At 70.7% G+C, this 25,710-nt stretch carries 14 protein-coding genes and 2 pseudogenes; 6 read left to right on the top strand and 10 right to left on the bottom strand.

Annotated elements, in window-relative coordinates:
- The first annotated feature begins 20 nt into the window (after nucleotides 1–20).
- Nucleotides 21–1,460 carry an NADP-dependent phosphogluconate dehydrogenase gene (gene gndA / locus ACF08B_RS02195; protein ID WP_392315619.1) on the top strand — a complete coding sequence of 480 codons (1,440 nt, stop codon included), beginning with the start codon at nucleotides 21–23 and terminating at the stop codon, nucleotides 1,458–1,460.
- Nucleotides 1,461–2,335: 875 nt separating this feature from the next.
- Here the strand turns inward: gndA and ACF08B_RS02190 are convergent.
- The 6 genes and pseudogenes from ACF08B_RS02190 to ACF08B_RS02165 all read right to left on the bottom strand — a co-directional run bounded on the left by ACF08B_RS02190 (nucleotide 2,336) and on the right by ACF08B_RS02165 (nucleotide 5,522).
- Nucleotides 2,336–2,680 carry a GNAT family N-acetyltransferase gene (locus tag ACF08B_RS02190; protein WP_392315618.1) on the bottom strand — a complete coding sequence of 115 codons (345 nt, stop codon included), beginning with the start codon at nucleotides 2,678–2,680 and terminating at the stop codon, nucleotides 2,336–2,338.
- Nucleotides 2,681–2,712: 32 nt separating this feature from the next.
- A complete protein-coding gene (gene panD / locus ACF08B_RS02185) occupies nucleotides 2,713–3,132 on the bottom strand; it encodes an aspartate 1-decarboxylase (RefSeq protein ID WP_392315617.1) in 420 nt (139 codons plus the stop codon).
- A 316-nt stretch (nucleotides 3,133–3,448) separates the two neighbouring features.
- Nucleotides 3,449–3,892, bottom strand: a complete 444-nt coding sequence (locus tag ACF08B_RS02180; protein WP_392315616.1) for a hypothetical protein — start codon at nucleotides 3,890–3,892, stop codon at nucleotides 3,449–3,451.
- A gap of 88 nt (nucleotides 3,893–3,980) precedes the next feature.
- Entirely contained in the window at nucleotides 3,981–4,286 is a 306-nt protein-coding gene (locus ACF08B_RS02175; protein ID WP_392315615.1) for a hypothetical protein, read from the bottom strand.
- Nucleotides 4,271–4,570: a hypothetical protein gene (locus tag ACF08B_RS02170; protein WP_392315614.1), complete on the bottom strand. Its 300-nt coding sequence runs from the start codon at nucleotides 4,568–4,570 to the stop codon at nucleotides 4,271–4,273. Before ACF08B_RS02170 ends, ACF08B_RS02175 begins: the two co-directional genes overlap by 16 nt.
- 113 nt (nucleotides 4,571–4,683) lie before the next feature.
- Nucleotides 4,684–5,522 (bottom strand): annotated as a pseudogene (locus ACF08B_RS02165) (helix-turn-helix transcriptional regulator).
- 135 nt (nucleotides 5,523–5,657) lie between these two features.
- Between ACF08B_RS02165 and ACF08B_RS02160 the strand changes: the two are divergent.
- Both ACF08B_RS02160 and ACF08B_RS02155 read left to right on the top strand, forming a co-directional pair.
- Nucleotides 5,658–5,918, top strand: a complete 261-nt coding sequence (locus ACF08B_RS02160; protein WP_392315613.1) for an SRPBCC family protein — start codon at nucleotides 5,658–5,660, stop codon at nucleotides 5,916–5,918.
- Between the two features lie 72 nt (nucleotides 5,919–5,990).
- Nucleotides 5,991–6,218, top strand: coding sequence for a hypothetical protein (locus ACF08B_RS02155; protein WP_392315612.1), 228 nt, complete (start codon nucleotides 5,991–5,993; stop codon nucleotides 6,216–6,218).
- Nucleotides 6,219–6,688: 470 nt separating this feature from the next.
- Here the strand turns inward: ACF08B_RS02155 and drmC are convergent, their stop codons facing one another.
- From drmC to drmA, 3 genes are read right to left on the bottom strand one after another with little or no spacing between them, the layout of a single operon-like run.
- Nucleotides 6,689–7,468 carry a DISARM system phospholipase D-like protein DrmC gene (gene drmC / locus ACF08B_RS02150; RefSeq protein WP_392315611.1) on the bottom strand — a complete coding sequence of 260 codons (780 nt, stop codon included), beginning with the start codon at nucleotides 7,466–7,468 and terminating at the stop codon, nucleotides 6,689–6,691.
- Entirely contained in the window at nucleotides 7,465–9,360 is a 1,896-nt protein-coding gene (gene drmB, locus ACF08B_RS02145; RefSeq protein ID WP_392315610.1) for a DrmB family protein, read from the bottom strand. Before drmB ends, drmC begins: the two co-directional genes overlap by 4 nt.
- A complete protein-coding gene (gene drmA, locus ACF08B_RS02140) occupies nucleotides 9,357–13,187 on the bottom strand; it encodes a DISARM system helicase DrmA (protein WP_392315609.1) in 3,831 nt (1,276 codons plus the stop codon). The genes drmB and drmA overlap by 4 nt, the downstream gene beginning before the upstream one ends.
- 181 nt (nucleotides 13,188–13,368) lie before the next feature.
- Between drmA and ACF08B_RS02135 the strand changes: the two genes are divergently transcribed.
- Nucleotides 13,369–15,540 carry a UvrD-helicase domain-containing protein gene (locus ACF08B_RS02135; protein ID WP_392315608.1) on the top strand — a complete coding sequence of 724 codons (2,172 nt, stop codon included), beginning with the start codon at nucleotides 13,369–13,371 and terminating at the stop codon, nucleotides 15,538–15,540.
- A gap of 79 nt (nucleotides 15,541–15,619) precedes the next feature.
- Here ACF08B_RS02135 and ACF08B_RS02130 read toward each other — a convergent pair whose 3' ends face one another.
- Complete coding sequence (locus ACF08B_RS02130; protein ID WP_392315607.1) at nucleotides 15,620–21,841, bottom strand: AAA domain-containing protein; 6,222 nt, start codon at nucleotides 21,839–21,841, stop codon at nucleotides 15,620–15,622.
- Between the two features lie 336 nt (nucleotides 21,842–22,177).
- Between ACF08B_RS02130 and ACF08B_RS02125 the strand changes: the two genes are divergently transcribed.
- The gene (locus tag ACF08B_RS02125; RefSeq protein WP_392315606.1) at nucleotides 22,178–23,017 is read left to right on the top strand and encodes a hypothetical protein; all 840 of its coding nucleotides are present in this window, start codon (nucleotides 22,178–22,180) and stop codon (nucleotides 23,015–23,017) included.
- Between the two features lie 103 nt (nucleotides 23,018–23,120).
- A pseudogene (locus tag ACF08B_RS02120) lies at nucleotides 23,121–25,667 on the top strand (DUF262 domain-containing protein).
- Nucleotides 25,668–25,710 lie beyond the last annotated feature (43 nt).

Here is a 25,710-nt window from a genome sequence, read left to right as displayed (position 1 = left end):
GCAGCTAGGGAGCAGGCGGTATGAGCACTTCAGCGCAGATCGGCGTCACGGGACTCGCGGTCATGGGACGCAACCTCGCCCGTAACTTCGCGCGCAACGGCTACACCGTCGCCGTGCACAACCGTACGGCGTCACGGACGAAGGCGCTGGTGGAGGAGTTCGGGAGCGAGGGCGACTTCATCGGGACCGAGACCGCCGAGGAGTTCGTGGCGGCGCTGGAACGCCCGCGCCGTCTGGTGATCATGGTCAAGGCGGGCGAGCCGACGGATGCGGTGATCCGCGAGTTCGCGCCGCTCCTGGAGCCCGGCGACATGATCATCGACGGTGGCAACGCGCACTTCGCCGACACCCGGCGCCGGGAGCGGGAGCTGCGCGAGCGGGGCATCCACTTCGTCGGCACGGGTGTCTCCGGCGGCGAGGAGGGCGCCCTGCACGGGCCGAGCATCATGCCGGGCGGGTCGAAGGAGTCGTACGAAAGCCTCGGTCCGATGCTGGAGAGGATCTCCGCGAAGGCCAAGGACGGCGCCCCCTGTGTCACGCACTGTGGTCCCGACGGCGCCGGGCACTTCGTGAAGATGGTCCACAACGGCATCGAGTACGCCGACATGCAGCTGATCGGCGAGGCCTATCAGCTGCTGCGCGATGTCGCCGGGTACTCGCCCGCGCAGATCGCGGACATCTTCCGCACCTGGAACACGGGCCGGCTGGACTCGTACCTGATCGAGATCACCGCCGAGGTGCTGTCCCACGTGGACGCGGCGACCGGCAAGCCCTTCGTGGACGTCGTGGTCGACCAGGCCGAGCAGAAGGGCACCGGCCGCTGGACGGTGCAGATCGCCCTGGACCTGGGCGTTCCGGTGTCCGGCATCGCCGAGGCGGTCTTCGCGCGCTCCCTGTCGGGCCACGCGGCGCTGCGGGAGGCCTCGCGGGACCTCGCCGGGCCGACGGCGTCCCCGCTGAGCGAGTCGGAGGCGGCGGCCTTCGCGGACCGGGTCGAGCAGGCGCTGTACGCGTCCAAGATCGTGTCGTACACGCAGGGCTTCCACGAGATCAGCGCGGGCAGCGAGGAGTACGGCTGGGACATCGACCTCGGTCAGGTGGCCTCCATCTGGCGCGGCGGCTGCATCATCCGCGCGGCCTTCCTGGACCGTATCCGCGCCGCGTACGACGCCCGCGCCGAGCTGCCGAGCCTGCTGTCCGACGAGACGTTCGCCCGGGAGATCGCCGAGGCGCAGGACGACTGGCGCGAGGTGATCATCGCGGCGACCCGGCAGGGCGTGCCGACCCCGGGCTTCGCGGCGGCGCTCGCGTACTACGACGCCCTGCGCGCGGAACGACTGCCCGCGGCGCTCACCCAGGGCCAGCGTGACTTCTTCGGCGCGCACACGTACCGCCGGGTGGACCGCGACGGCACGTTCCACACGCTGTGGGGCGGGGACCGGTCGGAGGTCACGGCGTAGGGGTGACGGGTCGGGCCGGCCTCTGGCTGCCGGGGGGGCTGGCCTCTGGCGGCCGGGAGGCTGGCCCTGCGGTGCCCTGGGGGCCGGGGGCGGGCGGCTGCCGTCCGGCGGGGTGAGTGTTGCCGGTTGGTGGGTCCGCCGCGATGAGCGGGTCCGGGTCCGTCCGGTCGGCCGCCGCGCCGTGTCACAGCCCTCGGCTTGCCCGTTCCGGCCGGGGCCCGAGCCCGGTGTCCAGCCGGGAGCCGGGCTCCCCGTTCACCTGGCACGCCCCTTGAGCGCGTCTCGACGGATGGCAGCCGTACGGCCTGCATGCCTCACCGGACGGCAGCCGTGCCGTCTCCACGCCCACGCGGCAGCCGCACGGCCCCACGGCCGTGGGACGGCAGCCGCACGTTCTCCGCCTCGCCGGGCAGCAGCCCTACGGCCTCCTTGCCCCACCGAGCGGCAGCTGCCCGCCCCGCCCCCGCGGAGCCTCAGGTGAGCGGTGGGCCCGGCTCGGGGCTCGGTACGGGCTCCGGTCCTGGTGGGATCGGGGACGGTGAGGGCTCCGGTGGGCCCGGGGCCGGCGGTGCCGGCGGCGGGGTCGGGTCGGGACCCGGAGCGGGGGGTGTGGGTTCCGGGCCGGGGCCTGGCGGTGTCGGCTGGGGACCCGGCTCCGGCGGCGGCACGGGGCTCGGGTAGGGGTCCGGCGGAGTCGGGCCCGGACCGGGTGCCGGTCCCGGCGGTGCGGGGTCGGGGTACGGATTCGTCATCGTGTCCTCCGGGCAGTCGCTGTACGTCGCCTCTGGACTACTCCCCCGCCTACCCGACGCCCGCCCGGCCACTCACCCGGGGGCAGCACAGCGGCGTCCGCATCCCGACCCCGCTCTCCGCCCTCAGAACTTCCCGGGATGGGCCCGCAGCCAGTCCTTCGCCGCCGCCAGCAGCCGGGGGTCGGCCTGGCCGGCGACGGCGGGGTGGCGTTCGGCCCACTTGACGACGTACGGGCAGAGCGGGGCCACGGGGACGCCCTCGCGCTCGGCGACGGCGTACAGCTCGCGGGCGAGTGAACCGGCGATGCCCTTCCCCTCGTGGGCGGGCTCGACGATCGTGTGGACCGGGACCAGGGCGCGCGCAGGCGACTCCAGGACGAAGTACTCGATGCGGCCGACGACTTCACCGTCGCCGACGGCCTCCAGGCGGCCCGCCGCCCGGTCGTCGCGGATCTCGATCTCGCTCATGGGCACGCACGCTCCTGGTCCTGGTCCGCCGGTCAGGCCCCTACGGCCTGCGGGCTGCGCTGCTGGTCGGAGCCGGGTACCGGCTCGGACGGGTCGGCGCCGAGGGACACGATCCGGTTGCCGGCGTCGACGTGCACGACCCGCGGCCGCAACTGCCGCGCCTCGGCGTCGCTGACCTGAGCGTAACTGATGATGATCACCAGGTCGCCGGGGTGGACGAGGTGGGCGGCGGCACCGTTGATCCCGATCACTCCGGATCCGCGCTCGCCCTCGATGACGTACGTCTCCAGCCGGGCGCCGTTGGTGATGTCGACGATGTGCACCAGCTCGCCGGGCAGCAGGTCGGCGGCGTCGAGAAGATCCGCGTCGATGGTCACCGATCCCACGTAGTGCAGGTCGGCCTGGGTGACGGTGGCACGGTGGATCTTGGACTTGAACATGGTGCGCAGCACTATGGACTCCTGGAAGACGGCTCCCTGCCTGCTTTTTACAGGTCAAGGGCGGTCGTCACTGTACACGGGCACGCGTCGAACTCGAAGATGTCAAGGAACATCGGTTCACTCTTGCGACAGGCTCTGTGCCTGCACTTTTACGAGAGCCTGGCTGCCGTGACAGCGCTGATCCGGCATCTGTTCGGACAGCAGTTTCGTGATGTTCGAGGGCTGATGCTGATCAGTTGCCGACTCACCCGGTGATGCGTCAGGCAGATGAGCGGCCTCTCAGCGCGCGAGCGCGAGGGATCGGCCTCAGCGGGCTCCTCAGCCGCCCTCATGCGCCTGGCGCCCGGTCGTGGTCTGCGTCGTCTCCGGTCGCCCAGTCCGGCTCTGCAACGAGGAGGGGCGCAGCGCTGCCCGAATACGCCGACGGCCCGTCCGGGCAGCTGCGACGCCTGCTGTCCGGCGAACTGGCGCCACTGATGGGCGCAGGTCCAGCTGGCGCCCGGGCTGCTCGGCTCTCCAGTCGGAGGCGGATCAGATTGGGGTCCTCGGCGGTCAGGTACGCGGCGCTGGTGACGTAGGCGGTGTTCCCGCGCACGGCGACGGACGTGGGGTTCTGCAGTCCGTCGGCGGGGGTCAGCACGATGGAGTGCCCACCGCCGGGCTTGACCAGCGCGACCTGACTCGTGCCGTTCAGCGTGGCCAGCAGTTGCCCGCCGCGGCCGGTGAAGGTGAAGTCGTCGATCCCCTGCAGCCCGGTGGCCTCGGTTGCCATCCGCCGGCACGACAGTCCGGGAGGATCGGGATGCGCAGGACGGTGCCTTTGTCGAGGTTGGTGGCCCAGACCGCGCCTTCGTGGATCTTCAGGCCGTTGGCGCCCAGGAAGCCGGCGGAGGCCAGTTCGGGGGCCGCCGACCATGTGGTGCCACCGGTGGTGGACACACGGGAGAGGCGCCGAGTACGAAGTCGGTGATGCAGAGCATTCTCGTGCGTGTGTCGAGGGCCAGGCCGTTGGGCAGGCCGTTCGCGGGGAGCGCGGCGATCCGCTGCGGCTCGCCGCCGGGGCGCAGGCGCCAGACGCCGGTCAGGTCGCGCGTGCCGGTGGCATAGAGGAAGTACAGCGTGCCGTCGTGCGCGCGGACGATGCCGACTGTCAGCGGGAAGCCCAACACCGGGGTGTGGATGCCGCCGTCGGCGGGCTCGGGCAGGGTGGCCAGGATCCGGTGGCGCCGTCGCGGGAAACCACGGCGACCTGTCGGCCCGCGGCGAAGGTGACGTTGGTGTCGCCGTCCGGCGCCAGGGTGATGTTCTCCGGTGTCTGGCCCTTGGCCAGGTCGAATTGCACGGACACGTGGGGGACGACGGCCGGTGCGGTCGAGGCCGAGGCGATCGGGCTCTGCGCGGCGCCGGTCGCCGCGAGGAGGACGGCCGCCGGACGGCGGCGGCTGGGCAAACAAGGGCATGCCAGGACCGCACCACCACGCGGCTGCCGTAGGCAGCGGCGTGTGTGCGAAGCATGGGGGTCTTGAGACGCGCACGTGCGCGGTCGCCGGGAGGGTGCAGGGGTCAGTCAGTCGGTGGGCACCGAGATCCCGGATGCGCCGGGTCGACGGGGAAGGGGTTCTGCTGTGCCGGTCCGGTGGCGGTCGGTACGGTGACCTGGGCGAGCAGGGTCAGGGCGGCACACGAGGGTGAGTCCGTCTCCGTGGTGGCAACGACGACGACGGGGCCGGGCCCGTGGCTCAGGGTCTGCTGGATGACGGTGAGCGTGCCGACCAGTGGATGGCGCATCTCGTACGGCCGGACCCGGTGGTCGGCCCACATCGACGCGAATTCAGGGCTGTTGGCAGTTCACCCACCAGCGCATGCAGCGCGCTGTCCTGCGGGTGCTGCCCGGCAACGAGCCGCAGGTTCCCCACCACGGCCCTGGCCTTGCTGGGCCAGTCCGCGTACAGGCCGCGGCTGTGGGGGTCGAGGAACACCAGCCGGGCCATGTTGGGACGCCCACCCGCGCGCTGTGGCGCATCGGGGTCCAGGTGCCCGGCGAACAGCGCGTGGCCCAGCCGGTTCCACGCCAGGACGTCACCGCGTCGGCCGAGAACGACCGCGGGAACGTCCGCCAGTACCTCCAACAACTGACGCGTCGCCTCGCTCACCCGCTCCGGCACCGGCCGCCGATCGCGGGGGCGGTCCCCGTCCAGTACCGCAGGTGAAGCGCTCTGCGACTGGCCCTGCTCAAGCCGCGTGTAGGAGGAGGCACTCACACCCGCCAGCAGCGCCAACTTCTCCCGCCGGAGCCCCGGAACCCGCCAGCGGTCTCCGTACGCGGGTACGCCGACATCCGCGGGACGCAACTGGGAACGCCGCGTCCTCAGGAAGTCTCCGAGCTGTGCTTGACCGTTCATGGCTCCGAGTATCGACCCGCTCGACAGCACAGCGCCTGCCCCGGCCGGGGATAGCCACGGGCGGGTCTGGCTGCCTGGCCCCACCTTCGGTGAACTGGGCACCTCCGCCCCCCGGCACGCACCCAGGAGGATGCCTTGCGCGCCATCACCACCGGACTGGAGCCCTTCGAGGCACTGGCAGCATCAGAGTTCTCCTTCACCAGACGGGCTTGGGTCGACGCCACACCCGCCCGCGTCTACGAACTGGTCAGCGACGTGTCGGCGATCAGCCGCTGGAGCCCCAATGCAAGCAACGTCACCTACGATCACAACGCCGGGCCGAGCGTCGGTGCCTGGTTCAGCGGGCGCAACCGCAAGGACGGCAGGGAGTGGACCACCCGCTCCCAAGTCGTGTGAGCCGATCCCCCAACCGCGTTCGGCTTCGTCGTCGGTGACCGCGAGAACGGCATCGTGCAGTGGGGCTCGACATTGCGTCCCCAGGGTGACGGCACGCTCGTCCAGCAGTCCTGGCAGCTCCTGCGCCTCGACCCGGTCCTCGGCGCGACCCGCGCCGACTTGGACGCGCTCCGCCGCTATATGGAAGACAGCGTCGAGACCACCATGGTGTCCCTGGCCCAATGGATCGCCGCGGACCACAGGCCAGCCGAGAGCACCGGCGCAGCCGGCACCGGACCGCGCGGACGGACAGAACCGTGACGACGCCTGGCCGGCCAACCGCCCACCTGGGCGACGCCGAGCTACTCGGCGAGCTTTCGACCCAGCGGGTGGAGACCTGAGCAGGCAGGCGGTGGCCACCTTCGGCATGAGGGCCTCCTCGTGCCGGCACCCTGCTGGGAGGAGCCAGTGCGGGAAGTACCTGGCCTGCCGCCACTTGGGGACGGCGAGCTCTACCGTCCCGACAGGGTGTCCCCGTCAGCGCGCTCACCGCAGCCTTCACGAGTGCAGCCACGACTGGGCGGACGGGCGACCATACGAAGGTTGTCGTCGAGATGGGAGCACAGCGGCCACAGAGACATGCGGGAAACGCATGTCGTGGATGGCGAAGGAAGGCGTCGAGGCGGCCCTGGACACGGGCGGGTCCGCCACCAGGGTATGGGCCCGGAACTCGCGGGCGCCGCGCTGGGGCGGGGAGCCGACGAGCCTCCACCACGTGCACGGTCGCCTGGTCAACCGACAGCTTCACGGGGCGGCAAAGGCCTGAGTATGCCGAGACGCTGCATCTCGACGATGTGCTCTGCCGTGCGTCGCGGTGCTTCACCACCGGTCACCAGGACACCCGCCTCGATGTTGCGCCGCGCGGCGGACTCGGTCAGGTTGGCGCTGCCGAGAAGGAGAGTGCGGCGGTCCGCGACGGCAAGCTTGGCGTGCTGGCGTGAGCGGCCCCGTTCGGCCGGGTCCCGTGCCCAGACCCACAGCCGCAATCCCGGTACGGAGGCGAACGCTTCAGCCGGTTCCCTCCCCGAGAGCAGGCCACTTGCGCCGGCCAGGGTCTCGACCACGACATGCGTCTGGACTCCCCTGCCCGCAGCCTCGGTGAGGGCCCTGGTCAGGGCCGGATACGGACGAGCCGCATATGTCATCGCCAGCAGTTCGTGCTGCGCCTCGTTGATGACCTCGACCAGCACCTGAGCGGTGGCCCGCACCGGCACCGCCGGTGTCGAGGGGCCGCTCCACACGGTGCGGACCTGGACGATGTCCCGGGCTTTCCGCCGGGCGGCGACATAGCCTCGCACGTAGGCAGCCGCCTCGGAGGGAGGTATCGACTCCGACTCCATGGCATCGCAGAACGCCGCGACAGCGGCGCTGACTCCCGGAGTCGCCAGTTCGGTGAGTATCCGTTCTCTCGTGCGTCCCCGGGCGAGCAGGCCCGCGAGGTCCTTGCTGCGCGAGAGGCCCAGAGCCGCGACGGCGGCCTCGGCAGCGGCCTCGAACGCGGGTCGGCTCACGGCAGCAGACCGACCGGCGTCAGCACCGGATCAGGGTCTCCGGTGAGCGGGACGAGGAACCGACGGTCCAGGAACCTGTTGCCGCGTTCACACGTGGTTTCCGACACGAACAGGCAGACATGGCATGCGGCTCCGTGCAGGAAGTCCGCCGGGTCCTGCGGCAGGCGCTCGGCGCAGAGCGGGTCTGCCGAGCAGTGGCGGGCGTCGGCCAGAGCGCGACGCACGATCCGGTCGAACTCCCGCTCTTCGGCCAGGGACACCAGCCCTCCCAAGGTGCCCTCGGAATCCGGGACGGCGGTGTAGATGAGGATGCCGGTCCTCGGGTTCTGTTCGTCCCCTGCGTAGATCCGCTCGGCCAGCGAGGCGGAGTTGTAGCCGCATTCCAGGGCGATGGTGCGGATCAGCAGGTGGGAGAGGGTGTGCAGGACGATGTACCGCGCTCCGGGCCAACCGGAGTAGGGGTCGAAGTCGCTCGTCTTGCGGTCCGACTTCCGGTTGGCGCGGAACCGTGCGTACGCCTGTCTGTGCGCGTCCATCTGCGGTGACTTCTCCATACGGGCGGTCCATTCGGCCATCAGACCGTCCCGCACACGCAGAAAGACGCCCTCGCCGCGCACCTCGCTGGCCGGCACCCAGTTCCGGACCCCGCGGGACAGCTCGACGCGCGTGGCGATCTCCGGTGATTCGGGGTCGGGCGCGTCGAGCCGGGTGAACCCGATCAGTGCCCGTGCCTCACGCAGCCGCTCGACCTGCCTGACATCGGAGAACAGTTCGCTCAGACGGGCCGGCACGGGCATCTGCCGGAGTGCGAAGTCTTCGCTGGGGGTGGGAACCGGACCGGAGAGCGCGTCCCATTCGGGTCCGAAGAGGTCGGCCTGGACGTCGGGGGCGGAGGGGGCCGGCCCCGTGGTTCCCTGTTTGCGGGCCGTGATCGCCGCGACCACCGCGTCGGCGTCGAACTCCTTGAGGAAGGTGAACTTGGGCATGCGCGCCATGAAGCCGAACTGCCCACGGTCCTCGATCAGTTCGAGGTCCGGCCAGTGGTCGTCCAGGAGCTTGTCGATGTCTCCGCCCGGTGCCTTGGGCAGGGCCAGGGCACTGAGGGTGAGCGGGAACCACTGGTTGGACGCGCCCGCCACCATCAGGACCGGTTCCTTTGTGCAGCCGTTCGTCTCGTAGGTACCGAGATGTGGGTGCCGTCCACGGCAGCTGGGCAGATTGCGCCGGCCTCGTTCACCCATGGCTTCCCGGATGTTGCGCTTCACACCGCAGGCGACGCACTCGATGGTGACGTTTGCGGCCTGGTTGCCGCCATGGTCCTTCATACGCAGTTTCGGGCGCGGCGTCTTGACGCAGGTCTGCCCGCGGTGCACGTACGTGGTGTACGGGAACTCGTCGAGATGGCCTGCGGTGCACACGAGGGTGAAACGGGCCGCCACCGCCAGCGGTTTGCCCCGCTTGCAGTCGTGGACGAACTTCGCCTCGTGCGGCGTCCGCGGGTTGGCGTTGACGAAGGCGAACTCGCCCGAATCGATCGCCGCCAGCACGTTGCACGCGGTGCAGCGCAGCCACTGCGGGAACGGCGTGACAGGCACTCCGACGCCCTGGGCCGCCCAGCCCTTCGGGTCCGCGTCGGCGCCCTCCAGCCAGGGAGCGGCACGCAGTTGCTCGATCTGGCCGCGTCCGTAGCGTTGGAGCGACCGGTTGACGGCGGCGCGCAGCCGGGGTTCGTCGACGTCGTAGTCGGTGACTCCGGAGTGATTCCAGGAGTCGATCCCACGGATCAGGACGGAGAAGTTGGGCAGGTCGACGAGGGCGCCGATCCCGGCGGTGAACATGAGGTGGCTGGGCCGTACGGCGCCGACCCTGCGGTTGCTGCCCTGGCTGCTCATCGCTGTGCCTTCCTGACCGTGTCGGCCGTGACGGGCCCGTACTCGTCGCTGTCCACGGTGCTCGCCGTGTCCGGGTCGGTGTCGGAGTCGGCGCCGGACGCGCCGAACGTCCAGTCGGGTCCGTCGCCGGAGGGTTCCTCCAGGAAGGCGCCGCCGCCGGGAAGGAGCAGGTTGATCTCGTTCTCCGTCTCACGCATCGACATGCCGACGGTCAGCTCGGTCCACCGGGATCCGTCCGCCCGTCGCAGCAGGCCGTTCACGACGGTCGTCTTGTGCTTCTCCTTGCGGTAGGCGAGGGCCGAACTGCTCTCGTCGCGTTTGCGGCGCCATTCGTCCTTGAGCCGGTCCAGACGTTCGCTCAGGTACTGGCGGGGCAGGTCGCCTCCCACCCGTTCGGCGCGTTCGAGGAGCCGCCGTTCGACCTCCTGGGCGAGCGGTCCGTCGAGGTCGACGTGGTGGGCGTCGAGGTTACGGGAGGAGTCGTAGGCCGCGTGACGCAGGGCGGCGACATAAGTGGCGGCGACACCGCGGTCGAGCGCCCGGCGCGTGTAGGGGGTGACGGAGAGGGCCTCCACCTGGCGGTAGAACGTCGCGTGATAGTGCTCGAAGTCCTCGTAGTGGGCGAGGTCGCGGGGGCGTGACCAGTTGTAGAGGGTCACCACCAGACCAGGGCGGGCGGCGTCGCGGCCGACTCGCGAGGACGCCTGGATGTATTCGGCGGTGTTCTTGGGCTGGCCCACGACGAGCATCAGGCCGAAGCGGGAGACGTCGACACCGACCTGGAGCATGGAGGTTGCGAGGACGACGTCGACGGCCTGCCGCACGGTCGGTGTCATGGACGCGCGGGGTTCGCGCTTGTCCTTCATGGCGGCGGCGTACTCGCGCAGGAAGGCCCGCCTGCGCACCGAGGTGTCCCGCTCGGGGTCGAACTCGATCTCCAGCCGCTTCAGGGCCGCGCCGACGTCCGAGGAGGAGATGCGTGAGGTCAGTTCCTGGATGCCGAGCATCCCAGCCTTGCTGACGATGCGGTCCGACAGCGTGTCCTGGCCCTTGCGGCTGCCGTTCGACCGCACACGGGTGGTGATGTCGTCGTCCATGTACCGCCGCATGCCCGCGAGTTCACGGGTCGCGTTGAAGTAGCCGACCAACGTCATGTACGGGTCCGCCGGCCTGCCGTAGTCGTCGAAGAGCTGCTGTGCCGCGAGCAGCAGGATCTCCGCGACACGGATCTCGGCGGCCTTGAGGCGGGTGCCGTGGGCGCAGACGCCGAGGTAGCGGCGGCCAGGGTTCTCCAGGCTCAGGTCCACCTGCCGGGAGAAGAAGGTGTCGCCGACGTCCAGCACCTGGGGAGGGAAGACGGCGACCTTGCGGCCGAAGACACCGAGCACCTGGTCGGCGGAGCGCTTGGTGGTCGCGGTGGAGGCGACGATCTTGGGGCTGACTTCGTGACGTCCTCCGTGGGCGTCGGTGACGCTCCATGTGCACAACTGGTCGACGGCCGCTTCGAAGAGGCCCACGGTGGTGCCGAGGGCTCCGGAGATCAGGTGCAGCTCGTCCTGGATGATCAGGTCCGGAGGCCGCAGGCGCGTGACGGGCTGGGCGGTGACCCCGGGCAGATCGCCACGGGCGTTGTGGCGGCCGCCGCAGCCGGTCTTGGCGTCCAGGTCGTCATGGCGGTAGCCGTGGCGGGGGCACAACTCGGTGACCCTGCCGAACAGCAGCCCGGAGTAGCCGTTCCAGGGAAGCTGGGCGAGCTTGTCGACCGTGGCGATCAGCAGTGAGGGGGCCAGCCGGTAGATCTCCTCGTCGACGGTGAGCACCGGGATGCCCTCGCCGAGTGCCTCGCGACGGGAGAAGGGGCAGCGGTCCTCCCCCTCGCCGCGAGGGCAGTACAGCAGGACCCTGCGGCGCCCTTCGTCGTACTCCATGTTCGAGCGGGCGGTCAGCCCGCTGCCGCACCAGGGGCAGGTGAGGACCTGCAGGACACGGGCGTGCTTGTCGCTGGCGTTCTCCTTGGCTTCGGCGATCTGTTCCTTGGCCTCGTCGAACCAGTTCGGTGAGACGGAGGTGCCCACCCAGAGCCCGATACGGAACGGGGTGGGTCCCCAGCGCCGGTCCCGCGCGAACTCCTCGCGACGCAGGACCTCGCAGGCGCTCACCAGGGCGGCGGCCCGCTGGAACTGCTGGGCGGTCAGCAGCCGCAGGGTGTAGCGCATGAGGACGCCGACGCCCGCCTCGCCGCTCCGGGCTTCCACACCCGAGCCCAACGTGCCCTGGAGGCGTCTCAGTGCGAAGGTGTAGGCGGCGAGTCCGAGGTAGGCCTCGGTCTTGCCGCCACCGGTCGGGAAGAACAGCAGGTCGACGAGGGCTTCACGGCCTGTGCCCCGGTGCGGGTGTCCGGGCCGGGTGAGGGAGTCGGTGTTCAGCAGGACGAAGGCGAGCTGGAACGGGCGCCAGCTGGCCGCCGCCTTGCCCTTGCCGTGCACCTCGTCGAAGGCCTCCTGGTAGGAGCGGGAGTCGTTCCCACGGCCGCTGCGGGCGGTGGCGATCGCCGTGTTGCGGCGCTGCAGGGCCATGGCCCGGTTGGCGAACCGGAAGGCCAGCAGGGCCGTCTCGTCTGCCACGAGCCGGTCGATGCCGAGGGTGATGCGGTCGCAGACCTCGAGCGCCTGATCGATGGCGGTCTCGGCCACCGCTCGCAGATCCTCGGGGAGTGCGGCGGCACTGCTGCGCTGCCGCTCCAGCCACGTGCCGTAGCCGTCGGCCAACGGCGCCAGGGCGGCGCTGAGTTCGGCCCGTCGGGCGGGCACGGCGAGGGCCGCCAGCTCGTCCATGCCCAGCTCCAGGCCCTGGAGGAGGTCCTGCTCCTCGAGCGCCGGTGCGGTGGTCGCTCGGACGTCGTACTCGGGAAGCCAGACTGTGGTCAGCCGGTGCGCGTTGCGCTCTCCGTCGCGGACGTGCGCGTGAACGGCGACGTTGCGGCCGGTGGCATGGCTGAGGCTGTCCCGGTAGAGCAGACGCAGCCGCCGCTCCTCGGCGTCCTCGGGCGCGTTGCCGTGGCTCGCGGGGTCGAGGGGGTCGTCGACCGGCAGGAAGACGGCCGCCTGGTCGTCGGGAAAGGCGGTGACGTCGATCTCGGTCTGGAAGAGCCAGTGCGCGTCGCGGGCGTCCGCGCTGTCCTGCTGCCGGTTCACCAGGGCGAGTTCGACTATGCGCAGGTCCTCGACGCCCGCGCGGCCCGTGTGCCGGCGTACCTGCACGTCGAGGACGACGCTGTCGCCGTCGAGCTGAACGGTGCGGTCGGCCCCGTCGGTCACGTCGATGTCCACCAGACGCTCGACCGGCTCACGTGACCAGACCCGGCGCGTCGTCCCCCGCTCGGTGGCCTCGCCCGACTGGCTGTAGCGGCCCCAGCGGACAGTGGCGCTGAGCGTGCCGACCGAGGCTGCGGCGGTGAAGGACAGCCCCATGGAGGATGCCCAGATGTGTCCGGCGGCCTGGGGACTCAGCCGGTCCTGCAGGTCACCGTCGTCACCTTCCTGCTCGTCGCCCGACTCGCCGTCCGCGCCCTGGGCGGCCGCACGGGCAATCCGGTCCGCGGTGACAGCCTGGGGGCGCGGACCGAGCATGCCGACCAGATACCGGTCACGGGGGCCCGAGGAGGCGCTCGGCAGGGTTTCCGTCTCACCGTCCCAGGGACCCAGCAGATCCCGGCGGATGTAGTGCACGAGCGCGTCCCGCACCGCGTAGGAGTCCCCGGCTCGGAACGTCTGGGGTACTTCGTCGAGCGGGTGCGGAACAGCGGCCTGGGCAGGCTGGGCCGGCATGCGGTGGGTCCTTCCGGACAGGGCCGTGGGAGCACGGATGTGCGCCGTTGGTGTGACAGCACGAGAAATATAGACCCGTTGACTCAGTTCACACAACGAATACGGGAGGTCCCTCGCTCGGCGCTCCGCCGGTCTCTAGGCTGGTGCCCGCCCACTGCCTGTCCGCGACCCGAGGACCTCCATGCCCCGCCTCGCCCTCTCCGACGACTTCGTCACGGATCTGATCTCCCTGCAGAGACCTGTCCAGAAGGAGGTCAACGACGCGATCCGGAAGTTCCGGAGCCTGACCGTGCCTCAGCTACACGCCAGCAAGGGATTGCATCTGGAGAAGCTCGAGCGGGCGCACGACCCCCGAATCCGTACCATCCGGGTCACCAGGTTCTACCGCGGTGTTCTCCTCGCCCCCGACGACGGGAGCGAGTTGTTCACCCTCCTCAGGGTGGCACCCCACGACGAGGCGATCAACTGGGCCTGCAAGCGCGCTTATTCGGTCAACGGCGCCACCGGGGGCCTGGAGGTCCGCAACGTCGAGGCACTCGAGCAGATGGAGACCTACTTCGAGACGAAGGCGGGCCGAACCCCTGCCAGGCTCTTCGCGCAGCACTCCGACACCGTACTGCGTGACCTCGGCATCGACGAGCAGGTCCTGCGACTGGCGCGCGTGTGCGTCACCGCCGACGACCTGACGGTCATGGCGCCCCCCATGATGCCCGCCGATCAGTACGAGGTACTGGAATACCTGGCGGCCGACTACTCGCCCCAGGACGTCTGGGAGCAACTGATCGCCCCCCGCGGGCAGACGGTGCGCGCCGCTGAGGACCGGCCGGCCGTCACGCTCAGCGAGGCGATCCTCAACACGCCCGACCGGATCGTGGAGGTCACCGGCCCCGGCGAGCTGGAGCGGATCCTCACCGAGGACTTCACCCGCTGGCGCGTCTTCCTGCACCCCACCCAGCGCAGATACGCCTATCACCCGGGCTTCAACGGGCCGGCCCAGGTGACAGGCGGCCCCGGCACCGGCAAGACGGTCGTCGCGCTGCACCGGGTGAGGCACCTGCTGCGCACCGGACGCCAGGACGACCGGATCCTGCTCACCACCTTCACCAACGCGATGGCGGCCGCTCTGCGGGACAGTCTGGCCCTCCTGCTCGGCGACGCGGACGCGCGTCTGCTCGACCGTGTCGACGTCACGACGGTGGACTCGCTGGCCGCCAGGGTCATACGGGAAGCCAGGGGCGGCTCGCCGAAGCCGCTGTCGGCTGCGGCGGAGAAGAGCGCGTGGACCCGCGCCGCCGCCCGCGAGGACCTGCCCTGGTCGGAGCGCTTTCTGTCCCAGGAGTTCCGGGGCGTCGTCCTGGCGCAGGGACTACGCACGCCGGAGGAGTACCTGAGATGTGTGCGAAGAGGGCGCGGCACACCGGTGGGACGAGTCCAACGGGCGCGGCTGTGGCGGGTCATGGAGAAGTTCACGGGAGATCTGGCCTCTCGCGACTCCGCGACATACACCATGGTGTGCGACCAGGCCGCCCGGATCCTGGCCGAGCGGGGGCCGCGCTACCGCCACGTCGTGGTGGACGAGGCACAGGACCTGCACCCGGCCCAGTGGCGGGTGCTGCGTGCCTGCGTGGCCGAGCAGGCCGATGACCTGTTCCTCGTGGGCGACCCCCACCAGCGCATCTACGACTCCCGGGTCTCGCTGCGGACCCTGGGCATCAACGTGCGGGGACGGACGTCCCGGCTGCGCCTCAACTACCGCAGCACGGAGGAGATTCTGCGCTGGTCCGCGTCCCTCCTGGACGGTCAGCCGGTGGGCCGGCTCGGTGAGGACGACGAGGACGACGGCGGGCGGGACTCGCTGCGGGGCTACCGTTCCGAGCTGCACGGCCGCGTCCCGGTGGCTCGCGGCCATGGCAGCCAGGACGACGAGCTGCGCGCGCTGGTGGAGCAGATCCGCACCTGGGTCGACCAGGACGGTGTGAAGCCGTCCGAAGTGGCGGTGTGCGCCCGGTTCAACACACTGGTCGACACCGTCATCGCCCGCCTGCGCCGGGAAGGCCTCCCCGCTGTCGCCGTCAAGGACGACCCCGGGCCGACGGTTTCGGGTGTGCGCGTGGCGACGATGCACGCCATGAAGGGGCTGGAGTTCCGTTGTGTGGCCGTCGTCGGCGTGACGGCCAACGCGTTGCCGTTCGCCCCACAGGTGACGCCGGCCGACGAGGATGCCGTGCAGCACCGCTCGGACCTGCTGGCCGAGCACTGTCTGCTTTTCGTGGCCTGTACGCGGGCGCGCGACGCGCTGGCGATCTCCTGGAGCGGTGAGCGGAGCCCCATGCTGGACCCGGTCGCCGGCTGAGCCGCACCGGGCCCTGCCCCGCGGGCCGAAACCGGTCCGCGGGGCAGGGCACCCGTCCGGTCACGAGCCATCAGCGCGATCAGACGCGGATCTCCCGCACGACGACTGTGCGCGACTTGCCCTGGGACGCGTCGTACGAGATCGCGCGTCCTGTCGTCTGCCAGATGAGCGCGTGGCCGAGAGGAGAGGACGGAGAGACGATGTCCGCCTCTTCGGTGGGAAGCTCGGCGATCGTGTACAGAGTGTCCTCGTCCACCTGCCCATCGAACTCCAGGCGGAGCAGCGCGCCTGGAATGACGACGTCGGGGACCGTTCCTTCCCGTCCGACGCCGACGGAGTCGAGGAAGGTGCGCAAGAAGGCCAGGCGCTTGGTGCGCCGGTCGCGCTGCTCCGCCTGGGTCCTTCTGAGGAACACCCTCTGGGCCGCGTCCGCTCCGTCAGGGATCTCGGCGGGAGCATCGACGGCCGCCTGCAACTGCTGCACCTCACGGAAAAGGCGTTGGAAAGCCGCGGCCGGGATCTCCCGGACCGGCAGAGGGCTGCTCGGGGCGGTCCGGCTCGGCATCGACGACGGCGCCGGGCCATCGGACCGTACGACGTGCACGGCCGGGTGGGCCGTCCCCGCCGGCCGTACCGCAGACGGTGCCTCGGGCATCGTCGTCCCCGCCGCCGGCGCGGGAGCGGCTCCGCTGTCCGCGGTCGTCGCACGCGGCGGCGTCGGAGGGGGCGTCGGCCGTCGGCCCGGGCCGCTCAGGGACTCGCGCGGGTCCGTGGCCCTGGGCGCGGGCACCGCCCCGAGGGTGGCCGCCGGTCCCGTCGGCTGCTGCGCTCGTGCCGTGTCCGGGCTCCCCGTCCCATGGTTCGACGCGCCCCGCGGCGCGGACGCCCCGCCGTCACCGACCGGGCCACTGACCCCGGCCCCGGCAGGGGCTCCGGCCCTCGCCGAGGCCGCATCACCGGCCTCTGCAACTCCCCCTCGCATCGCCCCATCGCCCGCCTCGGCAGCGCTGCCCGGCACGACCACGCGCCTGGGCACAGCCAGGTCGGCGTCTGCCCTCACCTCACCGCAGGCCGCCGCCTCCCCGGTCGGCCAAGCCTCGCCGGTCGTGGGGTCGGCGGCGGTCACGGCGACGGGGGCGGTGACTTCCGGCTCCCGGCCGACCGGTTCGATGCCCAAACGTTCCAGTTCAGCCCACAGCGGGGCCAAGGCCTGCTCGCGGTCGAGGTGGAAGCGACTGCCCCGGATCCGGACGAACGTCCAGTCGACGCGCTCAAGGTCGCGCTGTCTGGCGGCCGCCGTGGAGGCGTCCTCGCCTTCGGCGAAGGCGTCCCCGTCGCACGCGACCGCGAGCCGGCGCGTTCCACCCTCCACGACCAGGTCGATCGTGTGGCGGCCCACCTTGTAACCCGGACGGACCCGGTGGCCCCGTGCGGTCAGTTCCAGGTACACCTGCTGCTGGAACAGGCTGTCGAACGCCTCGTGCCGGACGTCGGGCAGGACCTCGCCCTCGACCGCGACGACGTCCTCCTCCGCGGGACGGGTGAGGTGGTCGAGCCACCGTCGGCGCAGGTCGTTCTCATGGAACTGTTCGGCCCGCGCGCTGTGGAACACCCACACCTGGTCCTGGGCACGCGAGGCCGCCACGTTGATGCGCTGCTCGTAGGTCTTGCCGTTGAAGCCGCCCGGGACCGCGCCGGCGGCGGTGGTCGCCGAGTTGACGAAGGAGATGAACATGACGTGCCGCTCGTCGCCCTGGAAGTCCTCGGCGTCACCGACCCGGATGCGCCGCTCCTCGCGCTGCTCGTAGTCGAGGCGTTCGGCGAGGAGGTTCTCCAGCTCCGTGAGGTGCCCCTTGCTCGCGCGAAGGCTGATGACGCCCATGGTCTTGCCGTCGTAGGCGGGATCGGCACAGCAGCGCACGATCGCGTCGACGAGGGCTTCCGCCTCGGCGGTGTTGGCCAGCCGCGTGTTGGCGCCCACGGCTTCGCCGGTCTCCACGTACACAGTGCGGACCGGGGGCAGCCGGTCGGCGCCGTACTGCCGCAGCGGCAACAGATCACGGTTGTAGCAGAGGTCGTTGGAGAAGGAGATGATCTCCGGCATACACCGGAAGTGCTCCTTGAGCATGAGTGTCCCGCGGCCCGCCGAGAGCGCTTCGGTGAGGTCGAAGAAGCTGGAATCGGGTCCGAACAGGCTGCGGACGTCCGGTTCCAGCGCGGTGAGCAGACGGTCCCGGAGGTGGAAGTACTCGTCCTGCTTCAGGCCGACGTTGGACGGACTGACCTGCTTGCTGTCACCGACGACGACCATCCGGTCGGCGAGCCAGCTCAGCAACATGGCCTCCAGGCCGGACTGGCTGGCCTCGTCGACGATGACGACGTCGAACAGCCCCGGCCGGTCCATGGGTACCGTCTCGGCGACCTGGTGCAGCGGCATGATCCAGGCCGGCACCGCTGTCTGCGCTTTGCGCAGGGCGGCCTGTGCGTCGCGCCGGTAGCGGTGCTGGTACTTGCCCTTGATACGGCGTGCGGCCTGCTGGTAGGCGCTGAGCGCCCGGGACTGGTCGCCGGTGAGCAGGCCGAGGCAGCGGTGCCAGGCGCGGGCGGCGGCGAGCCGCGCGAGCATGATGCGGGCCTCGTCGTCGGCCTCCGTCAGCCGTCGGCGCAGGGCACGCTCGGCCTCGGGGTCGGTCAGTCGTTCCATGCGATCGCGCCACGCGGACCAGGCCCAGGCCTCGGCGAGGGAGGGCAGTCGGGCGTCCCAGGCGCTGTCCTCGTGTGCGGCGGTGATCCGGTCGGCCAGGGCCGGGAACACCTCGCGGACACGGGCGCGGGCCACGTCCCGATCGGCTCGCAGCCGGGCCGCCTCGCGCACCTCGGCCATCTCGTCGCCGAACGCGCGGTAGCCGTCGGGGTCACGGTCGCGGACGGCGCCGAGTGCGCGCACCACGGCGGGTGACACACCGGGCCGGTCGCCCCAGACGCGCAGCAGTTCCTCGGCGTCCGCGATGACCTTGCGGGACTCGTCTGCCGCGCGCAGGGTGGTCGACGCGCGCAGCAGGGTGCGTACGGCGTTCTCGACCGACGCATCGTGCCAGGTGGCGACGGCGAGGGTGGGGGAGGTGGCCGCGGCGGTCAGGACGTCGGTGCGGGCGGCGGCGACGGCGAGCAGCGCGTCGAGCACCTCCGCGTCCTGCCGCAGCCGTGCGAGGCGCGGTCCGTGTCCCTGCCAGGCGGCGACGGGCGTGCCCCACTCGGACTCCACCTGGGCCAGGCGCAGTTCCAGCTGGACTCGGGCGAGGACGACGGCCGAGGTCGGGACGTCCTCCGGCGCCCGCCCGTCGACGCGTACGTTCTCCGCGAACGCGCCGACGGTCTTCGCCAGCTTGGAGCGCATCCCGAGGGGCCCGCGCAGTTTCTGTCCCTGCCCGAGGCCGTCGTGCAGTGCGGTGGCCTGAGCGAGCGTCGTGGCCGGGTCGTACTGCTCCAGGCCGCTGACCATGGCCGTGCCGAGGGTGGCGAGCGAGTTGTCGACGGCCGCCAGGGTTTCGGTGACGGCGGCCCGCCGGCTGCGTGCCTGCCAGTCCTGTCCCTCGGTCACCTGCCTCAGGAGCGCCGCGGCCCAGTCACCGGCCGCGGCGGCGAGCGCCGCGGCGCGGGCACGGGCGGTGGAGAAGGCGTCGAGCGCCCAGGACAGCCGCTGCTGTTCCCCCTCGCCGAGGCTCCTCACGGCGGTGTCGTACTCCGCGCACAGCGGGTCCTGACGCGCGGCGGTGTGCGCTTCCTCGGCGGACCGTACGATGCGCACGGCCTCCTCGAAGTCGCCGGGGCCCGGCAGTTCGGCGGGGCCGGGCACCTCGGCCGCGAGGGCCTGGTGGTGCGGGGTGTACGCACGGGTGGTGTGCAGCAGGCGCAGGGCTTCGTCGGCGCTCAGGGCAGGCTGTTCCTGCGGGACCGGGCCCATCCAGTCGTACCGTCCCGCCTCCGCGGTGAGCCGCTCGGCGATCTCCTGCAGGCTGCCGCTGTAGTCGCCGATCTCCGCCTCGAAGCGGTGGGTCTCCTGTTCGCGCAGCACGGCGAGGTCGCGCAGCATGGCCTGTTGTGCGGCACGGGCCTGGGCGAGGCGCGTCTGGAGGGTGCGGATCTGCTGGTGGGAGGCCTTCTCGTCGTAGCCCGCGTACTCGCCGAGGATCCGCTGCACGGACGCCTCCAGCTCCCGCTGGGCGGCTGCGCCGTCCTCGGTGCGGCTCACGCACAAGTCGCGGACGGACTCCGGAAGCTTGTCCCGCAGCACGCGCAGGGCGCGCGGGGTGTGGCTGGTGATGAGGACGCGCTTGCCCTGGGCGAGCAGGTCGGTGACCAGGTTGGCGATGGTGTGCGTCTTGCCGGTGCCGGGCGGGCCCTGGACGACCACGAGCCGGTTGGCGCGCAGGCGTTCGGCGATCGTGCGCTGCTCCTCGTTGGCGGGCAGCGCGAAGTACATCTCGTCGCCGCCCTGAGCCGCTCCGTCGTCCTCCGCCGCCGCGAGGTCCGCCGCGGTCAGCGCGCCGTCCCGGCCGGCGATGTAGCCGAGCAGTGCGGTGGGCGGCGTGCCGGCGTCGATCTGCCGGGCGATGGCCTTGAGGGCGTCCATGGTGGAGCGGCGGCTGCGCTCACGCAGGACGAGCGCGGGAGTGAGCCCCACCTGGGGGACGTCGAGACTGCGCGGCTTCGCGCGCTCGACGGTCGGTGCGTAACTTCCCGCGCTGTGAGCGGCATTGACCCAACTTCGCAAAGCGGTGTGTACGGCCTCGAGGTGCTCGGGGTCGGTCACGTCCGAGGCGTCGTCCAGCACCTCGACGATCGTCTCGCGCACAGTGCCCGGCACATGCTGGGCTCCTTCAAGCATGCCCTCTTCGAGTTCCAGGCCTGCGCCGGTGGGGTCGGGAGCGGCGGTGAGCGTGCCGGTGGACGGGTCGAGCCGGAGGGTGGCGCGGTGCGTGATGAGGTGCCGTTCCACCCGCTGCCCGGTGCTCGTCTGCCAGATGAGCCGGCCCAGTCCGAGAACGAGTTCGTACGCCTCTCCGAGGCCCGCGGCGTCCTCGTGCATCTTGTGCAATCGGTCGTACAGCCGGACCAGGGGGTCGATCGCGCGGCGGCGTTCCGCCCAGGCGAGCCATTCCTGCTCCCAGGCGGCGTACAGCTTCTCGATCTTCTCGCACTGGGGGTGCTCGTCGAGCACGTGGTAGGTCTTGTCGAGTGGGATGCCCTGTGACCAGTGGGGGAACTCCGGTTCGATGCGACGGCGCAGGTGCGGGGCGCGAGGCTCCTTGAAGTCGCGGAAACGGGTCTCGTCCACCCAGGGCGCGAGCAGGGCCCCGGGCTGGGGCGCTTCCTCCCTTTCGGGGCGGGCGACGGTCAGCCAGGCCGGGTCGTCCCTGGCGAGAGCGCCGTCGGTCATCACCTCGACGCCGTCGCCGTCCGGCAACTCGTCGAACCACACGGCACCGGCCGCCCCGTCGAGCGTGCGCACGGGGCGTGTCTTCGACTCCTCAGCCTCGGCGAGGAACCGGAAGATCTGCCGGACGCGGGCGGCGTCCAGATCGTCGGCGGACATTTCCGGGGCCAGTGACCGGGTTGTCTGTCGCCCGCGGCCGGTCGGCTGGGCCGGGACGGCGTCGAGTCCGATGGATGCTGTCTCCCGCTCCCCGCCTGCGGCCAAGACCTCGTACCCGGCCTCGCTCGCGGTCCCGGTCACGGGCTCCGGGGCGCCCTGCGGCTCCGCGAACAACGACTGCTGCTGCTCACCGAACAGCACGGACTGATCGAATGCGATCGGTACAGGTCGCTCGTCGGCCACCGTGGCGGCCACCGCGCCGACCGCCGACGCCGTGCCGAACGTGACGCTCCCCCGGTCGCCGGCCAGGAAACGGACCTCGATGTCCAGGTCACCGGCGGTGCCGGGCGGAATGCTGTACGCCCACGTGACGGAGACCCTGCGCCCGGCACGCAGGGTACCCTCCAGCGCGTCGTCGATGACGTCACTGCGGTAGTCCTGCACCTGACGGCCCGTCTTGCCGTACGGCCCTCCCCGCACCAGCAGCGTGACCCCGTCGAGTTCGAGCAGCCGCCCGGTGCCGTTGCTCAGGGACAGGGTGCAACGCACCAGGTCGTCACCCTGCCGGTACCCGTGACTGTCCTCGGCGTCCGCCAGCACGTGGGGCACCACGTCGTGCACCCGCACATACAGCCCGTCGTCGTACTGGTAGACCGAACCGACGGACTGCAGCCCGTCACTCAGCCCGCGCTCATCCTGACTCACACGCCCACCCCGCCACTGCTGCTGAGGGCCATCCGGTGGCCCGTCCGGTCATCCCGCCCCGACCACCACGAGCCCGATCACAAGGCACCCCCCGGCGCGCGAACTCGAGTGTGAACTGAGCACACATAGCGAGCGTATCAGCAAACGCGGACATCCACCGCACCTTGCCACCGTTCACAACAGGTCACATCCGCCGATTGATCGGCATTTACGATGACCCAACCTGGACCATTCAGACGACGCCTCGACACCCATCCTCTCCGTAACAGTGTTGACTCAGTTCACAGTTCACGACAAGCTGTAGGTGATGTCACCCCAGAGGAAGGCAAAGGCGCCATGCGCATGCAAGTGGTCGACGTGTCGCCGCAGTTGGCGGCAGAGTGGCTCACCCGCAACACCAGCAACCGGCCGCTCAGCAAGAGCACGGTGCAGCACCTGGCCGGTCAGATCCAGCGCGGGGAATGGCAGCTGACGCACCAGGGCATCGCCTTCGACGAGGACGACGTACTCATCGACGGACAGCACCGCCTGGCAGCCATCGTCAAGGCGGGCGCCACCGTGCCCCTGACCGTCACACACGGCGTGCCGCGCACCGCGTTCACCGTGATGGACACGGGCCGCAAGCGCACCGGCCGGGACGCGCTGGCCCTCGCGGGGGAGGCCAACGCGACCCACCTGGCGGCCGCATTGCGCGGACTGCACCTGTACCGCAACTCCCCCAACTCCCCGTGGAGCGGCGGATCGTCGGTCACGAGCAACGACCAACTGCTGCACCTACTCGGCGAGCACCCCGGTGTCCGCGATGCCCTGCACCACGGCATCGCACTGAACCGGGGGTGCCGCATCACCGTCACGGCCGCGACGATCGGCTGGTACGTCACCAGTGAGGCCCGGCCCGACATCGACCAGTCCGACTGGGAGGTGGGGGTCGTCACCGGGGCCCGCCTGGAGCCTGGCGATCCACGTCTGACGTTGCGCAACACCATGCTCAACCTGGCCCTGGGCAACACGCACCGGCGCCGCGACGACTCGCGCGAGCATCTGCTCTACTACCTCAAAGCTTGGAACGCCTGGGTCGAGGGCCGCACCATCAAGCTGTTGCGCCGCTCCCCGAATGAGACGATGCCACGCATCTCGAACCGTTCGTCCCTGACATCGGCGGACAACGGCGCCTGAAAAGGCATAGATTCAACGGACAACTGCCCGTGGCGCGCAAGGCGTCGGACATGAATGGCCTGCCCTGTGCCTCCGTCGGGGGTGCCGTAGGGAAAGGAGGCGCATGCGCGCCCAGGAGATCACCTTCCTCAAGCTCGTCCAAGGGGACAAGCAGTTCCAGGTGCCGCTCTACCAGCGCACGTACAGCTGGGGCAGGGAGCAGCTTCAGCGGCTGTGGGAGGACATCGGGGAACTGGTCGATCAGCACCTGGCCGGAGAGCCGGCCGCGCCGCACTTTCTCGGCTCGGTGGTGCTCGCTCCCGGTCAGATCCAGGCGGGCGGCGTGCAAAGGTGGCTCGTGGTCGACGGGCAACAGCGGTTGACCACGCTGATGCTGGCCTTCACCGCGCTGCGCGACCACCTGAAGGAGTCGGGTGACGCGCGAGGGGTGGATCGGGTGCACCGCCAAGTACTGGTCAACGAGTTCCACGAGGGCGCGGACCACTATCGGTTGCTGCCCACACAGGCGGACCGGGACGCCTACACCGCCTGCGTCCAGTCCCGGGCGGACGCCGGCGGGGGTGACAACATCGGGGCCGCCTACCGGTTCTTCCGCGGTGCCCTCGCCCAGGGCCGCGAGGCGGGCGACGAGCGGTGGGCCTCTACGGTCGAGACCGTGCTCAAGGACCTGCTCTCCATCGTGGAGATCACCGCCGAGCCGGGCGACAACGTGTACCGGATCTTCGAGTCGATCAACAACACAGGTGTCGGGCTCAGTCAGAGCGACCTGTTGCGCAACTACGTGTTCATGCTGCTGCCCAAGCGAGGCGAGCGGATCTACCAGGAACTGTGGCTGCCCATGCAGCAGAGTCTGGGTCCGAAGAACCTCGAACTCCTGGTCTGGCTCGACCTGGTGGTACGCGGCCACTACAAGACGAAGCAGAGCGAAATCTACCGCGAGCAGCAGAAGCGGCTCCAGCCGCTGGCCGGCGACGAGGACGCGTTGCAGCGCGAGATCGAGCAACTGGCCGAGCGGGCAGCGAGGTTCCTGCGCATCGTCGAACCCGCCCGCGAGCAGGCTCCCGCCCTCCGCGCGGTCCTGGAGCGTCTGGCCTCCTGGGGTGGCCAGACGCACTACCCGCTCGCGTTGCACCTGCTGGACCTTCTGGCGGCGGGCAGGACGACGCCCGACGACGCGGCTCAGGCGCTGGGCTACGTCGAGTCCTATCTCGTACGGCGCTTGATCTGTCAGACGCCCACGACCGGCCTCAACCGTATCTTCATGGAAGCGCCGAAGGAGCTCGAGACCGACCGGCCGGCCGCCGAGGCGGTAAGGCGGTTCCTGTCCGGCCGACGCAGGCGTTGGCCGAGCGACGAGGAACTGCGCGCGGCGGTCCGCGCCAAACCGTTCTACTGGTCCGGGCGCCCTTCCCAACGCAGCTATATTCTGCGCCGTCTCGAGGAGAGTTACCGGGCCTCCGAGCCCGTGGACTTCGCCAAGGCGTCCCTGAGTGTGGAGCACGTCCTGCCGCAACGCCCCGCCCCCGCCTGGTTCGATCTGCTCGCCGAGGAAACCGAGCCGGACCAGACTCCGCAGGAACTGCACGACCTGCTGGTGCACACGCTTGGCAACCTGACGCTGACCGGTGACAACGCCAAGCTTTCCAACCACCCGTTCGAACGCAAGCAGCAGATCCTCGATGCCAGTGCCCTGCGCATGAACCTCGAGATCGCCTCGGCACAGCGCTGGGGCAAGGCGCAGATCCTCGAACGGGCCGACCGTCTGGCCGACCGCGCCGCGGAACTGTGGCCCGGTCCGATCGGCGGGGTCAAGCCGACCGGTGAGGAATCACCGGGCTGGGTCGAACTGCGGGCCGCTCTGGTGGCGATGCCGAGCGGCACCTGGACGACGTACGGCGACGTCGCCGAGCTCATCGGCAGCCACCCGGTGCCTGTCGGGGCCTACCTGGGCGCCAACACGGGCGTGATCGGCGCCTACCGGGTACTCACGGTGGAGGGCAGGGTCTCCCCCTCGTTCCGCTGGGCGGACGGCAGTGACCGGCCACCCCCGCAGGAACTGCTGGCGAGCGAGGGAGTGCGCTTCAACTCCCTCGGGCGGGCCCACCCCTCCCAGCGCCTGTCCGCCGCCGAGCTGGCCACCCTGCTGGGCCGGGACGTGACGCAGCCCGCGGCGCACGACCCGCTCCCCGACGGGGAAGACGCGGCAGCGGCCGAGCGGTTCCGTGCGTAGCTGCGCGACAATTGGCCTGCCGCGTTCGAGGGGGTCGTGGCGGCCCTCGACTTCTGGCGCCGCCAGGGCGGCCACGTGACGTACGGCCGGCACGATGAGACGAGTTGTTTCCCCATGCTGGACCTCGGAACCAGCCATGGGCCGCACCTGATGTGGCCGGTCGGGATCTATCCCGTCAGCGGAACCGTCGAGGTGGTCTTCCAGTACCTCAAGACGCGCAGCCCCTTCGACGACACGGAGCAACGCCGGGAACTCCTGAACCGGCTGAACAAGATCGACGGCATCGACCTGCCCGAGGCGAAGCTGGAGCTGCGTCCTTCTTTCCCGGTCAGTGTCTTCGCGGAGCACGGCGACGAGATCTGCGAAGTCCTGGACTGGTTCGTCGGGGTGGCTGCGCTGGATCTGGCGCAGCGGAACTGAAAGCTTGTCGGGTTTTCTCAACGGAGGCGTCACTCGTGCAGTT

Source organism: Streptomyces sp. NPDC015139 (assembly GCF_043079785.1).
GTDB lineage: Bacteria > Actinomycetota > Actinomycetes > Streptomycetales > Streptomycetaceae > Streptomyces > Streptomyces albidocamelliae.
This window is presented reverse-complemented; position numbering and strand designations above follow the sequence as displayed.

Excerpts from the sequence above, each read along its gene's own strand:
- gndA (WP_392315619.1), top strand. The coding sequence starts at position 21 with ATGAGCACTTCAGCGCAGATCGGCGTCACGGGACTCGCGGTCATGGGA.
- ACF08B_RS02190 (WP_392315618.1), bottom strand. The coding sequence starts at position 2,680 with ATGAGCGAGATCGAGATCCGCGACGACCGGGCGGCGGGCCGCCTGGAG.
- ACF08B_RS02180 (WP_392315616.1), bottom strand. The coding sequence starts at position 3,892 with ATGGCAACCGAGGCCACCGGGCTGCAGGGGATCGACGACTTCACCTTC.
- drmB (WP_392315610.1), bottom strand. The coding sequence starts at position 9,360 with ATGAGCAGCCAGGGCAGCAACCGCAGGGTCGGCGCCGTACGGCCCAGC.
- drmA (WP_392315609.1), bottom strand. The coding sequence starts at position 13,187 with ATGCCGGCCCAGCCTGCCCAGGCCGCTGTTCCGCACCCGCTCGACGAA.
- ACF08B_RS02135 (WP_392315608.1), top strand. The coding sequence starts at position 13,369 with ATGCCCCGCCTCGCCCTCTCCGACGACTTCGTCACGGATCTGATCTCC.
- ACF08B_RS02125 (WP_392315606.1), top strand. The coding sequence starts at position 22,178 with ATGCGCATGCAAGTGGTCGACGTGTCGCCGCAGTTGGCGGCAGAGTGG.